This is a genomic window from Luteimonas yindakuii (assembly GCF_004803715.2).
GTDB classification, from domain to species: Bacteria; Pseudomonadota; Gammaproteobacteria; order Xanthomonadales; family Xanthomonadaceae; genus Luteimonas; species Luteimonas yindakuii.
In genome coordinates, this window is sequence record NZ_CP039383.2 from 2,606,360 (window position 1) to 2,620,516 (window position 14,157).

At 69.9% G+C, this 14,157-nt stretch carries 14 protein-coding genes and 1 riboswitch; of the genes, 5 read left to right on the forward strand and 9 right to left on the reverse strand.

From position 1 onward, the window contains the following. Nucleotides 1-34 precede the first annotated feature (34 nt). The 3 genes from E5843_RS12070 (at nt 35) to E5843_RS12080 (ending at nt 3,648) form a co-directional block, all read left to right on the forward strand. Nucleotides 35-391 carry a YraN family protein gene (locus tag E5843_RS12070; RefSeq protein WP_134674167.1) on the forward strand — a complete coding sequence of 119 codons (357 nt, stop codon included), beginning with the start codon at nt 35-37 and terminating at the stop codon, nt 389-391. 122 nt (nt 392-513) lie between these two features. Continuing rightward, nucleotides 514-1,794 (forward strand): APC family permease, encoded by a 1,281-nt coding sequence (locus E5843_RS12075; RefSeq protein WP_141066177.1) that lies wholly within the window; start codon nt 514-516, stop codon nt 1,792-1,794. A gap of 669 nt (nt 1,795-2,463) precedes the next feature. Then, the gene (locus tag E5843_RS12080; RefSeq protein ID WP_136412768.1) at nt 2,464-3,648 is read left to right on the forward strand and encodes a MalY/PatB family protein; all 1,185 of its coding nucleotides are present in this window, start codon (nt 2,464-2,466) and stop codon (nt 3,646-3,648) included. Nucleotides 3,649-3,760: 112 nt separating this feature from the next. On the opposite strand, the gene thiL is transcribed toward E5843_RS12080, so the two are convergent. The 9 genes from thiL to glyA all read right to left on the reverse strand — a co-directional run bounded on the left by thiL (nt 3,761) and on the right by glyA (nt 11,193). After that, the gene (gene thiL, locus E5843_RS12085; protein ID WP_136412769.1) at nt 3,761-4,717 is read right to left on the reverse strand and encodes a thiamine-phosphate kinase; all 957 of its coding nucleotides are present in this window, start codon (nt 4,715-4,717) and stop codon (nt 3,761-3,763) included. A gap of 61 nt (nt 4,718-4,778) precedes the next feature. After that, nucleotides 4,779-5,237 (reverse strand): transcription antitermination factor NusB, encoded by a 459-nt coding sequence (nusB, locus tag E5843_RS12090; protein ID WP_134674170.1) that lies wholly within the window; start codon nt 5,235-5,237, stop codon nt 4,779-4,781. After that, complete coding sequence (gene ribH / locus E5843_RS12095; RefSeq protein WP_134674171.1) at nt 5,234-5,701, reverse strand: 6,7-dimethyl-8-ribityllumazine synthase; 468 nt, start codon at nt 5,699-5,701, stop codon at nt 5,234-5,236. The genes nusB and ribH overlap by 4 nt, the downstream gene beginning before the upstream one ends. A 30-nt stretch (nt 5,702-5,731) precedes the next feature. Beyond that, on the reverse strand, nt 5,732-6,868 hold the full coding sequence (ribB, locus tag E5843_RS12100) for a 3,4-dihydroxy-2-butanone-4-phosphate synthase (protein WP_134674172.1): 1,137 nt from the start codon (nt 6,866-6,868) through the stop codon (nt 5,732-5,734). A gap of 9 nt (nt 6,869-6,877) precedes the next feature. Beyond that, on the reverse strand, nt 6,878-7,492 hold the full coding sequence (locus E5843_RS12105) for a riboflavin synthase (protein ID WP_136412770.1): 615 nt from the start codon (nt 7,490-7,492) through the stop codon (nt 6,878-6,880). Nucleotides 7,493-7,559: 67 nt separating this feature from the next. Beyond that, nucleotides 7,560-7,714: riboswitch (FMN riboswitch) on the reverse strand. 102 nt (nt 7,715-7,816) lie between these two features. Continuing rightward, nucleotides 7,817-8,926 (reverse strand): bifunctional diaminohydroxyphosphoribosylaminopyrimidine deaminase/5-amino-6-(5-phosphoribosylamino)uracil reductase RibD, encoded by a 1,110-nt coding sequence (ribD, locus tag E5843_RS12110; RefSeq protein ID WP_141066031.1) that lies wholly within the window; start codon nt 8,924-8,926, stop codon nt 7,817-7,819. Between the two features lie 51 nt (nt 8,927-8,977). Further along, nucleotides 8,978-9,283, reverse strand: coding sequence for a hypothetical protein (locus E5843_RS12115; RefSeq protein WP_141066032.1), 306 nt, complete (start codon nt 9,281-9,283; stop codon nt 8,978-8,980). Nucleotides 9,284-9,324: 41 nt separating this feature from the next. Continuing rightward, the gene (gene nrdR / locus E5843_RS12120; protein WP_134674176.1) at nt 9,325-9,861 is read right to left on the reverse strand and encodes a transcriptional regulator NrdR; all 537 of its coding nucleotides are present in this window, start codon (nt 9,859-9,861) and stop codon (nt 9,325-9,327) included. 48 nt (nt 9,862-9,909) lie between these two features. Continuing rightward, the gene (gene glyA / locus E5843_RS12125; RefSeq protein WP_136412772.1) at nt 9,910-11,193 is read right to left on the reverse strand and encodes a serine hydroxymethyltransferase; all 1,284 of its coding nucleotides are present in this window, start codon (nt 11,191-11,193) and stop codon (nt 9,910-9,912) included. A gap of 231 nt (nt 11,194-11,424) precedes the next feature. Between glyA and ettA the strand changes: the two genes are divergently transcribed. Together ettA and pyrF are read left to right on the forward strand one after the other, a co-directional pair. After that, entirely contained in the window at nt 11,425-13,089 is a 1,665-nt protein-coding gene (gene ettA / locus E5843_RS12130; protein WP_141066033.1) for an energy-dependent translational throttle protein EttA, read from the forward strand. A gap of 235 nt (nt 13,090-13,324) precedes the next feature. Continuing rightward, the gene (gene pyrF / locus E5843_RS12135) at nt 13,325-14,152 is read left to right on the forward strand and encodes an orotidine-5'-phosphate decarboxylase (protein WP_136412773.1); all 828 of its coding nucleotides are present in this window, start codon (nt 13,325-13,327) and stop codon (nt 14,150-14,152) included. Nucleotides 14,153-14,157: the final 5 nt, after the last annotated feature.

Sequence of the window (14,157 nt, forward strand, 5' to 3'; positions counted from 1 at the left end):
CGATGACCGTTCCGATGCCACGCCGGCGCCGCCCGTGAGCCGGACTCGTGGCGACGCCGTCGAGCTGCTCGCGCAGGCACTGTTGCGCGCGCACGGGCTGCAGGATGTCGCACGCAATGCCGGTTACAGGGTCGGCGAACTCGACCTGGTGATGCGCGACGGCGGCACGCTGGTATTCGTCGAAGTCCGTTACCGCCGCAGTGCAGGCCACGGCGGCGGTGCGGAGTCGATCGATGCACGCAAGCGCTTGCGGCTGGTGCGCGCAGCGCATGTGTTTCTCTCCCGCCATCCGCGCTGGGCCGATGCACCCTGCCGTTTCGACGTGGTCGAGGCCAGCGGCGAGCCGCCGCGGTTGCAGTGGATCCGCGACGCGTTCCGCGCCGACGACTGACGCCCCCGGCTTTGCATCGGAGCACCGCGCGCTTGCCGTTGCCGGCAAGGCCACGGTTACCATCGGGCGCTCACGCCCCGGGGGAGCGCGCCTTGAGTCCATCCGATCCATCCACCGCGCGGATGCCGGTCCAGGCCGGCCTGCTGCGCGCGGTCGGGCGCTGGCAGATCGTCGGCCTGTCGATCAACGACGTGGTCGGCAGCGGCATCTACCTGCTGCCGGCGATCGCGTTCGGGTTGCTGGGACCCTTCAGCGTGTGGGCGGTGCTGCTGGCCGGGCTGACGGTCGCGCTGCTGGTGTTGTGCTACGCCAAGGCGGCGAGCTACTTCGAGCAACCCGGCGGCAGTTACCTCTATGCCCGCGAGGCATTCGGACCGTTCGTGGGCTTCCAGGTCGGCTGGACGATCTGGCTGACGCGGATCAGCGTGGCCGCGTCGCTGTCCAACGGTCTCGCCGATGCGGTCGCGCGGTTCTGGCCTGCAGCCGGCGACGGCAGCGGTCGCGTGCTGGTGATCGCCGGTTCGCTGTTGCTGCTGACCGCGATCAACATTGCCGGCGTGCGCTGGGCCGCGCGCGCGGCGATGGTGCTTCTGGTGGGCAAGCTGCTGCCGTTGCTGCTGTTCGTGTTCATCGGCCTGTTCCACGTCGACTGGGGGCTGGCCGCAGGTGGGCCGCCGGTGTCGCTGTCCGGCGACGGGGCCGCACAGGCGGCGTTGCTGCTGCTGTTCGCCTATGCCGGTTTCGAGAACCTGCCGACCGCGGCCGGCGAATACCGCAATCCGCAGCGCAACGTGCCGTTTGCACTCGTGACGATGATCGCGCTGGTGACGCTGCTGTACGCCGCGGTGCAGCTGGTGGCGCAGGGCACGCTTCCCGGCATCGCGGGTTCCTCGACGCCGCTGGCCGACGCGGCGTCCGCGTTCGGTGGCGAAGGCCTGGCGCTGGTGCTGACGGTCGGGGCTGCGCTGTCGATCCTCGGCACCAACAACAACACCATGCTGCTGGGCCCGCGCTTCCTGCATGCGCTCGCCGCCGACGGTTACGGCCCGGCGGCGCTGGCGCGCGTGCATCCGCGCTTCCGCACGCCGATGGCGGCGATCACCGTGCAATGCGTGCTCGCGCTGGCGCTGGCGCTGTCGGGCTCGTTCGTGCAGCTGGCCTTGCTGTCGATGGTCACGCGGCTGCTGGCCTACATCTCCACCGCCGCCAGCGTGCTGGTGTTGCGACGCCGGCATGGCGACCTGCCCGACACCCTGCGGCTGCCGGGCGGCCCGCTGATCCCGCTGGCGGCATTGCTGCTGGGCGTGGCGCTGCTGCTCGGCGCCAGCACCACCAACCTGCTGGCCGTGGGCGTGGCCATCCTCGTCGGCAGCGTGATCTACCGGTTTCCGCGCAAGGCGTAGAAGCGGCAGGTGCGTCTGGGATGCCCGTGCAACGCATTGACGCGGTTCTGTTGCAGCGTGCCGCGCCGCTAGGTCGCGTTCTTGGCGAGGCCGGTGCCCTTGCGCCGGGCAAGTCACCCGGCTGTGCTCGCTTGGCCCTGGCCCGGGCCTTCGGGTGGGATGTCCGGGCAGCCCACCGCGGCCAGCGGGGGATGCCCAGCCGGATATCTCCGCGTCCTGCTACCACATCCGGCCGCCGGCCATCCATGGCCGGCTCTGGACATCCCCCGCTGGCCGCGGCGGGCCCCCGAGTTGTCGTCGCGTCGGGGCGAAGGTCAACGGCAAAGAACGACCGGACGTGATGGCAGGCGACTTCGGCTGCAAACGCGCCCCCTCTTCCATACCGAAGCAGACGAACGCCTGAGCCCGTCGCGTGCACCGGGGGGGTGTGCGGACAGCCGGCCATGGATGGCCGGCGGCCGGCCGTGATAGCTGGACGCGGACTCCGGCCGGGGGAGCACACCCCCCGGTGCGCGCGACGGGCAGCGCGCATCACAACGAAGCGGCACAGTCGGCCCACCAATGGGCTTTCAGCTGACGAGTCATCCGCAAGCGTTCGATCGGCCGGGCGCGGCACCCACAGGTGCCACCGGGGCGGAGTCCGCCAGTCGGCTCACGTCCTAGACTGCAATGCCCGCAGCACCGAGGACCACCGTGGACTTCGCCACCCGCATCGACGCCCTTACCCACGACCAGTTGCGTGCCTCGGGCGGACTCAAGTGGAACGCGTTTCCCGACTGCATCGGCGCATTCGTCGCCGAGATGGACTTCGGCATCGCGCCGCCGATCGATGACGCGTTGCATGCGGCGATTGCCGACGGCCGCATCGGGTACCTGTCGACACCGCTGACCGACGCGCTGGCCGAAGCCTGCGCCGGATGGCACGCCGGGCAGTACGACTGGGCGGTGGATCCTGCACATATCCATCCCTTGCCCGACGTACTCACCGGCCTGGAACTCGCGCTCCAGCACCTGCTTCCGGCCGGTGCGGCGGTCGTGCTGCCGACGCCGAATTACATGCCGTTCCTGCCGCTGCTGCGGCTGCTCGGACATCGCGTGATCGAAGTGCCGATGCTGGACATGAACGGCAACTGGCGCTTCGACGAGGACGGACTCGACGACGCGTTCGCGCAGGGTGGGAAGCTGCTGATCCTGTGCAACCCGCACAACCCGCTGGGGCGCGTGTACACGCGCGACGAGCTGGTGCGTCTGTCGGCGATCGTCGCCCACCACGACGCGCGGGTGTTCAGCGACGAGATCCATGCCCCGCTGGTATTCGCGCCACATCGGCATGTGCCGTATGCATCGCTGGGCGCGCAGGCGGCGGCACAGGCGATCACCGCGACATCGGCCTCCAAGGGCTGGAACCTGGCCGGGCTGAAATGCGCGCAGCTGATCCTCACCAACCACGATGACCAGGCGCGCTGGCGGGCGATGGAGCCATTCGGCGGCCATGCCACGTCGACGCTCGGGGTCATCGCCAATACGGTGGCCTACCGCGACGGCGGCGCGTGGCTGTCCGAAGCGCTCGCCTACATCGCCGGCAACCGGGCACTGCTGGGGCAGCGCGTACGCGAACGCATGCCCGGCATCGCCTGTCGCGAACCCGAAGGCACCTATCTCGCGTGGCTCGACTGTCGCGCCCTGGGTCCGGGCCCACACGCGCCACCCTTCCGGGCGGCCGGCGTGGCACTGACCGATGGCGCCGACTGCGGCCGGGGTGGCGAAGGCTTCGTGCGGATGAACTTCGCGATGCCACGCCCGTTGCTGGAAAAAGCACTGGCGCGGATGACGCGCGCGATCGACCTCAGCTGAGCCGACAACGCTCTCCATCGCGCGCAGCGAACATTGCACCTGTGCGCCAGGTTGAGCGCCGCCCGATGGATGTCGACAGGAACGCCCGGGGAACGAACCGCTGACGTCGGTTCTAGCCGGCGAAATGCTCGTAGCCGGCGCGTGCGCTTTCCCATTGCTCGCCGCCCGCGGTGCGGCATTGCAGTCCCCGATCGGCCACCATCCGGCCGATCCGCGTGACCATGGTCCCGACGCCCTGCGCCGCGGCCTGCACTGCCTCGCGCAGCGCAGGCGGCGCGGTGAAACAGAGTTCGTAGTCGTCGCCGCCGCTGGCCTGCAACGCGCGGCGCAGCTCGAGCCCGGGGCAGGCATCAGGCAATGCGGCCGATGCCGGCAGTGCGTCCACATCCACTTCGGCACCGATGCCACTGGCCTCGAGCACATGGCCGAGATCGGCCAGCAGGCCATCGGACACATCGATCGCGGCGCTGGCGAGCCCCGACAACGCGGCACCCAGGGCGACACGTGGCGTTGGCCGGTCCAGCCGCGCGCGCAACGCCGCCGGCACCGCGTCGCCCTGCGACCAGCCGCGCAGCGCGGCCGCCGCATCGCCAAGCGTGCCGCTCACCCAGAGATCGTCGCCGGCCCCTGCGCCATCGCGTCGCAACGCATGCCCGGGTGCGACGTGGCCGATCGCGGTCACGCACAGCGACAGCGGCCCGCGGGTGGTATCGCCCCCGACCAGCACCACGCCATGCAGCGTCGCCAGTTCCAGCAGGCCGTCGAGCAAGGCATCGGCACGCGCGGCGTTGGCATCCGGCAGCGAGAGCGACAGCGTGCACCACGCCGGCACCGCGCCCATCGCCGCGAGGTCGGACAGGTTCACCGCCAGCGCCTTCCAGCCGATGTCGGCGGGTGCGGTGTCGTCGGGAAAATGCACGCCGGCGTTGAGTGTGTCGGTGCACACCACCAGCTGGTGGCCGGGTGGCGGCTGCAACACCGCGGCATCGTCGCCGATGCCGAGCACCACATCGGCGCGGCCGCCGGCACGTGCGCGGATACGCGCGATCAGGTCGAACTCGGCGCTCATGCCATGGCTGCTGCCATGGCGCAGATGCGGACGCAGGCGGTCATCGCATCGCCGCTGCGGCTCAGCCGCGCGGGGCCTGCGCCTCGGTCGCGCGCCACTCGGCGGCGGCACGATCCAGCACGCCGTTGACGTAGGTATGGCCGTGCTCGGAACCGAAACGCTTGACCGTCTTCAGCGCCTCGTCGATCACCACCCGGTAGGGCACGTCGATGCGGTGCTGCAGCTCATAGCCGGCGATGCGCAGCATCGCGCGCTCGATCTGGTCGACCTCCTCGATGCCGCGGTCGAGGAACGGCGCCAGGCCTTCGTCGAGCGTGCGCCGGTGGGTGATGACGCCACGCACCAGGTCCTCGAAGTACTCGAGGTCGGCCACTTCGTTGGCCTGTTCGTGGGCGAACTGCGCGATCACCGCGGTCGCCTCGCCGCCACTCACCTGCCAGGCGTACACCGCCTGCAGGGCGCGACGGCGCGCGCGCGTGCGCAGCACCGGGTCGACGCCGGAACGCTGGGGGCGGCTCATGGCAGCTTCTCCATCAGGTCACTCATCTCGATCGCCACCAGCGCGCACTCCTCGCCCTTGTTGCCATGGCTGCCACCGGCGCGGCGCTCGGCATCCTCGGCATCGTCCACCGCCAGCACGCCGTTGGTCACCGGCACGCCGAACTCCAGTTGCAGCTGCATCAGCGCTTCCGCGCAGTAGTCGGCGACATGCTCGAAATGGCGGGTATCGCCGCGGATCACGCAACCCAGCGCCAGCAGCGCCACGTGGCTGCGCATCGACGCGACACGCGCGGCGGCAACCGGGATCTCCCAGGCGCCGGGCACGCGGATCACGTCGACCGCGTCTTCGGGCACGCCGTTGTCGGCGAACACCTTGCGCGCGCCGGCCACCAGGGTGTCGGTGATGCGCGGGTTCCAGCGGCTGGCGATGATGGCGAAACGCGCGCCCTGTGCGGGGCGCAGGTCGCCCTCGTAATGGCTCATGCGGGGATGACTCCGGGGAAGGCGGGCAGTTTAACCCGCGGGGGTCACGGCACCGGTGGACAGCGCGCCCGGCTCGACGGTTTCCACCACCTCCAGTCCGAACCCGGACAGCCCGACCTGCCGCCGCGGCGTGCCCAGCACGCGCAGCCGGCGCAGGCCGAGGTCGGCGAGGATCTGCGCGCCGGCGCCATTGCGGCGCCACTGGCCGACGTCCTTCTCCTTGCCCGCCGGCGCCACCTCCGGCTGCGAGCGCACGCGCGACAGCAGCGCCCCGGAATCGCGCGGCGACGACAGCACCACCAGCACGCCCTCGCCGGCATCGGCGATCGCACGCAGCGCGTCGGTGCTGGAGACGCCGAAATCCTCGCGGCGCCAGCGCAGCAGGTCCGACAGCGGGTTTTCCACGTGCACGCGCACCAGCGCCGGACGCTCCGCCGATGGCGTACCGCGCACCAGCGCGAAGTGCAGCTCGTGGGCGATGCGGTCGCGATAGGTCACCAGCCGGAACGCTCCGGCATCGGTCTCCACCTCGCGCTCGTCGACACGCTCGACCGTGTGCTCGGTGGCGAGGCGGTAGGCGATCAGGTCCGCGATCGAACCGATCTTAAGCCCGTGCTCGCGGGCGAACACCTCGAGTTCAGGCCGCCGCGCCATGGTGCCGTCGGCGTTGAGGATCTCCACCAGCACGCCGGCAGGCTCGAGGCCCGCGAGCTCGGCAAGGTCGGCGGTGGCCTCGGTATGGCCGGCGCGGGTGAGCACGCCGCCGGGCTGGGCGATCAGCGGGAAGATGTGGCCGGGCCGGCTGAGGTCGCTGGGCTTGGCGTCCGGCCGCACCGCGGTGCGGATGGTGTGCGCGCGGTCAGCGGCGGAAATGCCGGTGGTGACACCCTCGGCGGCCTCGATGCTGACGGTGAAATTGGTCGCGAACTGTGCGGTGTTGGACTGGACCATCGGCTCGAGGCCCAGCTGGCGGCTGCGCGGCTGCGAGATCGACAGGCACACCAGGCCGCGGCCGTGGGTGACCATGAAGTTGATGTCGGAGGCCTTGACCAGCTCGGCGGCCATGACGAGGTCGCCCTCGTTCTCGCGGTCCTCGTCGTCGACGATGACGACCATGCGGCCGGCGCGGATTTCTTCGATCAGTTCGGGGATGGGTGCGAAGGACATGGCGGCTCGTCAGGAAGCGGAGGGAGCGGTATCGCGGTCGGCCAGCAGCCGCTCGACGTAACGCGCGACGAGGTCGACCTCGAGGTTCACTGCAGCACCGACGCCGGTGGCGGCGAACGCGGTATTGGCGACGGTATGCGGCACCAGTGCCACCTCGAAGCCGTCCGCATCGACGGCGTTGACCGTCAGGCTCACGCCGTCGACGCAGATCGAGCCCTTCTTCGCGATGTAACGCAGCAGCGCCGGCGGTGCTGCGAAGCGCCAGCGCTGGGCGCGTGCGTCATCGGTGATCGACGCCACCCGCCCCAGTCCATCGACATGGCCACTGACCAGGTGCCCGCCGAGACGGTCGCTGGCGCGCAGCGCACGCTCGAGGTTGACCGGCGCGCCATCGGGCAGGCTGCCCAGCGTGGTCAGGCCCAGGGTTTCGGTGGAGACATCGGCCTGGAAGCTGGCGGCATCGAACGCGACCACGGTCAGGCACACGCCGTTGACCGCGATGCTCTCGCCCAGCTGGGGCGCCTCGAACGGCAGGCTGCCGGTGGCGATGGCCAGGCGCAGGTCGCCGCCGCGCGATTCGCGGGTGGCGATCCGGCCGACGCCAGTAATGATTCCAGTGAACATGCTGTTGTCTTCCGCTCGGCGAAAGACGTCTGCGGACACGACGGACGCGCGGCTGCACGCCGCGAAAACCCGTCTTCTTTCATCCGGACTGTGACCGTCGGCTCCGGCATCGGACCGGATCTGCTGACCTCCAGCAGCTGTCGCCGCCGGAGCGCTCGCGGGCTCGTGCCGTTGCTGGCACCTACCGCCGGTGGGGAATCGCACCCCGCCCTGAAGACGCCTGGTTGTGGGAGTGCCGGCATCGCCGGCGACGCAGGATTCTAGCATCGGGCCCCGACGGGGCCCTCGCGGCCACGGCAGACGCAGTGTCCTGCCGGCAGCGGGTCAGGCCTTGCCGGGTAAATGTGGGCGCAGGATCAGCCGCAGGTCGGTGCCGACCTGGCGGGTCTCGAGTGTTTCCAGCCCGATGCGTTCCCCCATGGTGTGCAGGTCCAGTCCGTCGAACAGCGGACGTGCCTCCTCGCCGAGCAGTACCGGCGCGACATACAGCACGATCTCGTCGACCAGCCCGGCCTTGAGCAGGCCACCGCACAACGAGGCACCGGCTTCCACATGCACCTCGTTGATCTGCAGTTCGCCGAGGGTCGCCATCACCGCATGCAGGTCAAGGCGGCCGTCCTGCACCGCCACCGCCCTGCGTGCGATATCGAGGTCACGTGGCGGGCGCGCATCGGGCGCGTGCAGGTAGAGCGTCGGCGCATCGCCTTCGCGGACGCGGCCCCGGTGGGTGGTGGCGAGCCCCGCATCGAGCACCACCCGCAATGGCGGCACGAAGGGCGTGTCGTCGTCGAAGCGCACGGTCAGCGCCGGATCGTCGGCAAGCACGGTGCCGCTGGCGGTGAGGATCGCACCGGCACGCGCACGCCAGCGATGCACGTCGGCGCGCGAGGCCTCGCCACTGATCCACTTCGAATCGCCATCGGCCGCTGCGGTGCGCCCGTCCAGGCTCATGGCGAGCTTCACCCGGACCCACGGGCGCCCACGCTCGACGCGCGACAGGAAGCCGCGGTTGAGCTGGCGCGCCTGCGCCTCCAGCAGGCCCGATGCGACGTCCACGCCGGCAGCCGCCAGGCGCCCGAAGCCGCGACCGTCGACCTGCGGAAACGGATCGCGCATCGCCGCGACGACTCTCGACACACCAGCAGCGAGCAGCGCGTCCACGCACGGCGGAGTGCTGCCGGTATGCGCGCAGGGCTCGAGCGTCACGTATGCGGTGGCGCCACGTGCGCGGTCACCGGCGGCGGCCAACGCAACGACCTCGGCGTGCGGCCCGCCGCGGCGGACATGGAAGCCTTCGCCCACCACGTCGTCGCCATGCGCCACCACGCAACCGACCATCGGGTTGGGCCGGGTCGTGTAGGCGCCGCGTTCGGCCAGGCGCAGCGCGCGCGCCATCATCGCGTGGTCGATTGCGGTGAACGCAGGGGTGGTCATCACATCACTCCAGGAAAGCATCGGCGAGCCAGCGCGGCCCGCACACGCGGCTCAGGCGATCGAGGCCGGCACCGCCAGCACCAGCAGGAACACCGCGAGGATGCTGACGGCATCGATCGATACCGACCCGGCCCAGGCGATGCCGGCGGCCAGGCGATCGCGCAGCGGATGCCGGCGCAGCAGCCACCAGATCCCCGCCACCAGCAGCGGCCAGGCGAAGGCCAGCGGGTACATCTGCGCCCAGGCCGCGGTCAGCGCCGGCACGCCGACATCGGCCTGCAGGAACACCGGCACCAGCGTGCGGTCCAGCAGCCACGGCAGCAGCGCGCCGGGCAGCGAGGCCACGAGGGCCTTCACCAGTCCCGGTACCGCGCCATCGGCGACCGCCGCGCCGCGCCTCACCGCTTGCGGCCCTTGCCCTTGCCGCCCTTGTCGAAGGCCACCACGTCGCCGGCCAACAGCGGCAGTTGCGCCTCCGCCGGCTGTTCGCGTTCGAGACGGTCGAGTTCCTCGCGGAAATCGGCGACGTCCTGGAACGAGCGGTAGACCGACGCGAAGCGCACGTAGCCGACGTGGTCGAGCGTGCGCAGTTCGTCCATCACGAAGCCGCCGACCTGGATCGACGGCAGCTCGCGTTCGCCGCTCATGCGCACCGCATGCACCACCGCGCGTACCGCGGCCTCGATCCGCTCCTCCGACACCGGCCGCTTCTGCAACGCACGGTCGAAGCCGATGCGCAGCTTCCTGGCGTCGAACTGTTCGCGCCGGCCATCGGACTTGATGATCACCGGCAACTTGAGCTCGATGGTCTCCAGCGTCGAGCAGCGCTGGCCGCAGGCCTCGCACTCGCGGCGGCGACGGATCGTCGCGCCGTCCTCGGACACGCGCGAGTCGATCACGCGGGTGTCCGTGTGCTGGCAGAACGGGCAATGCATCAGGCGGACGCGCGCACTGGCGCGTCAGTCAGCACGCAGGTGGCGCGCTCAGCCATAGACCGGGTACTTCCGGCACTGCTCCGTCACCAGCGCGCGCACGCGCTCGATCACCGCCTCGTCGGCCGGCGCGTCGAGCACGTCGCACATCCAGCCGGCGAGATCCGCGCAATCGGCCTCGGTATAGCCGCGGGTGGTCACCGCAGGCGTGCCGATGCGCAGGCCCGAGGTCACGAAGGGCTTCTGCGGATCGTTCGGCACCGCGTTCTTGTTGACGGTGATGTGGGCGCGGCCCAGCGCTTCCTCGGCGGCCTTGCCGGTCACGCCCTTGCCGATCATGTCGACCAGCATCAGGTGGTTGAACGTGCTGCCGGACACGATCTTGTAGCCGCGCTCGATGATCACCTTCGCCATCGCCTGCGCGTTCTTCACCACCTGCTGCTGGTAGGCCTTGAACTCGGGCTCCAGCGCTTCCTTGAAGGCCACGGCCTTGGCCGCGATGACATGCATCAGCGGGCCACCCTGGATACCGGGGAACACGATCGACTGCAGCTTCTTGACGATGTCGTCGGCGCCCTCGCCCATCGCATCGCGGCTGGCAACGATGATGCCGCCGCGCGGGCCGCGCAGTGTCTTGTGCGTGGTCGAGGTGACCACGTGCGCGTGCGGCACCGGGTTCGGGTACACACCCGCGGCCACCAGGCCGGCGACGTGCGCCATGTCGACGAAGAGGTAGGCACCCACCTTGTCGGCGATGGCGCGGAAGCGCGCCCAGTCGATGACCTGCGAGTAGGCCGAGAAACCTGCGATCACCATCTTCGGCTTGTGCTCGACCGCAAGGCGCTCGACCTCGTCGTAATCGATCAGGCCCTGGTCGTTGACGCCGTACTGCACGGCGTTGAACAGCTTGCCGCTGATGTTGACCTTGGCGCCGTGGGTGAGGTGGCCGCCATGCGCCAGCGACATGCCGAGGATGGTGTCGCCCGGCTGCAGCAGCGCCAGGTACACCGCCTGGTTGGCCTGCGAGCCCGAATGCGGCTGCACGTTCGCGTACATCCCTTCCGTGGAGCCGGCCCCGAACAGCTGCTTCACCCGGTCGATCGCCAGCTGCTCGGCGACGTCGACGTACTCGCAACCGCCGTAATAGCGCTTGCCCGGATAGCCCTCGGCGTACTTGTTGGTCAGCTGGCTGCCCTGCGCCTCCATCACCCGCGGGCTCGCGTAGTTCTCCGACGCGATCAGCTCGACGTGGTCCTCCTGGCGGCGGGCCTCGTCGGCAATCGCGCGGGCCAGCTCGGGATCGTAGGTTTCGATACGTGCATCGCGGGGGAACATCGTGACTCCACAGGCAGCGGTCGTGCCCCCGATTGTAGCCCTGCGGGCCCGCGCCGGGCCGGCGACCAGCGCCGGGGCGCAACCCGCATCCGCCTGCCGGCGGCGCTCCAGCTGAACCGGCAAACCCGGTGCCGGGGGCCCGCCCGCGCCCGGACGCTATAATGTCCCATTCCCGAATTCCCTTCGCGGCGCAGCCCCCGGCTGGCGCCGCCGTCCGCGTACGGAGCCTGCATGTCCTCGCAATACATCTACACCATGAACCGCGTGTCCAAGGTGGTTCCGCCCAAGCGGCAGATCATCAAGGACATCTCGCTGTCGTTCTTCCCGGGCGCCAAGATCGGCCTGCTCGGCCTCAACGGTTCCGGCAAGTCGACGGTGTTGCGGATCATGGCCGGCGTCGACCAGGACTTCGAAGGCGAGGCGCGCCCGCAGCCCGGCACCAAGGTCGGCTATCTCGCCCAGGAGCCGGAGCTCAACCCCGAGCACACCGTGCGCCAGGCGGTCGAGGAAGGCGTGGGCGAAGTGCTGCAGGCGCAGGCCGCGCTGGACAGGATCTACGACGCCTATGCCGAGGAAGGCGCCGATTTCGACGCCCTGGCCAAGGAGCAGGAGCGCCTGGAGGCGATCCTCGCCGCCGGCGACGCGCACACGCTGGAGAACCAGCTGGAAGTGGCCGCCGACGCGCTGCGCCTGCCGCCGTGGGATGCGGTGATCGGCAAGCTGTCGGGTGGCGAGAAGCGCCGCGTGGCGCTGTGCCGCCTGCTGCTGCAGAAGCCCGACATGCTGCTGCTCGACGAGCCCACCAACCACCTCGACGCCGAGTCGGTCGAGTGGCTGGAGCAGTTCCTCGCCCGCTACACCGGCACCGTGGTGGCGGTCACGCATGACCGCTACTTCCTCGACAACGCCGCCGAGTGGATCCTCGAGCTCGACCGCGGCCGCGGCATCCCGTGGAAGGGCAACTACACCGAGTGGCTGGTGCAGAAGGAGGACCGGCTCAAGCAGGAAGACAACCAGGAAAAGGCGCGCCAGAAGGCGATCCAGAAGGAGCTCGAGTGGGCGCGGCAGAACGCCAAGGGCGGCCGTTCCAAGGGCAAGGCGCGCCTGGCGCGCATCGACGAGCTGCAGTCGGTCGATTACCAGAAGCGCAACGAGACCAACGAGATCTTCATTCCGCCGGGCGAGCGCCTGGGCAACAAGGTCATCGAGTTCAAGAACGTCTCGAAGAAGTTCGGCGACCGCCTGCTGATCGACGACCTGAGCTTCATGGTGCCGGCCGGCGCCATCGTCGGCATCATCGGTCCCAACGGCGCCGGCAAGTCGACGCTGTTCAAGATGATCACCGGGCAGGAAACGCCGGACTCGGGTTCGATCGACATCGGCCCGACGGTGAAGCTGGCCTATGTCGACCAGAGCCGCGACGCGCTGACCGGCAACCACAACGTGTTCCAGGAAGTGTCCGGCGGCCTCGACATCCTCAACATCAACGGCATCGAGATCCAGTCGCGCGCCTACATCGGCCGCTTCAACTTCAAGGGCCAGGACCAGCAGAAAATGGTCGGCACGCTGTCGGGTGGTGAGCGCGGCCGCCTGCACATGGCCAAGACCCTGCTGCAGGGCGGCAACGTGCTGCTGCTCGACGAACCGTCCAACGACCTCGACATCGAGACCCTGCGCGCGCTCGAAGACGCGCTGCTGGAGTTCCCGGGCAACACCTTCGTGATTTCGCATGACCGCTGGTTCCTGGACCGCATCGCGACCCACATCCTCGCCTTCGAAGGCAACAGCCACGTGGAGTTCTTCCAGGGCAACTACCGCGAATACGAGGAAGACAAGCGCCGCCGCATGGGCGACGACGCCGGCCCCAAGCGCCTGAGGTTCAAGGCACTGAAGTGACGGTCTGACGCGCCCGCGTTGCGCGCGGGCGCGTTTGTCAGTCCGTGATCTCCGAGTGCTCATCCCGGGGCTCTCAACAGCCGGATGGCTGGTCATCCATGGACGTGGTGGTGTTCCATACCCGGATCGCGTCCGCTGACGTCCATGGACCCCCGCCTTCGCGGGGGTGACGACGGGAACCGGCGACGCGGCTCATCCGCAATCCGCAGCCAACACAGTTCGAGGGGAACCGTTGATGGGATTCATGCAGGCATTGCGCGCACGCTGGAGTGCCGCCGACACCCTGGTCTGCGTCGGCCTCGACCCCGAACCGGCGAAGTTCCCGCAGAAGTTCGCCGATGATCCCGACGCGGTGTTCGCGTTCTGCCGCGACATCGCCGATGCCACGGCGGAGTTCGCCTGCGCGTTCAAACCGCAGATCGCGCACTTCGCCGCGCTCGGTGCGGAGGACGCGCTGGAACGGCTGATCGCGCACCTGCATGCCGCGCACCCCGGCGTGCCGGTGATCCTCGACGCCAAGCGCGGCGATATCGGCAGCACCGCGCAGCGTTACGCGGTCGAAGCGTTCGGGCGTTACCGCGCCGATGCGGTGACGGTGAATCCATACCTCGGCCGCGATTCCGTGCAGCCGTTCCTCGACCATGCCGACCGCGGGGTGGTGATCCTCTGCCGCACCTCCAACCCGGGCGCCGGCGACCTGCAGGATCTCATCGTGCCGGATGACGGCGGGGGCGGCCGTCCGCTGTACCAGCACGTGGCGGAAACGATCGCCCGCGACTGGAACACGCATGGCAACTGCGCGCTGGTGGTTGGCGCGACGTGGCCGGCGCAGCTGGCCGAGGTCCGCGCCATCGTCGGCGACATGCCGCTGCTGGTGCCCGGCGTCGGCGCCCAGGGCGGCGATGCCGAAGCGGTGGTGCGCAATGCGAAGAGCGCCGACGGCACCGGCCTGCTGGTCAGCTCGTCGCGCGCGATCCTCTATGCGTCACCGGGCGACGACTACGCCGACGCCGCCGCCAGCGCCGCGCGCAGCCTGCGCGACACCCTCAACGCCGCGCGCTGACCCGG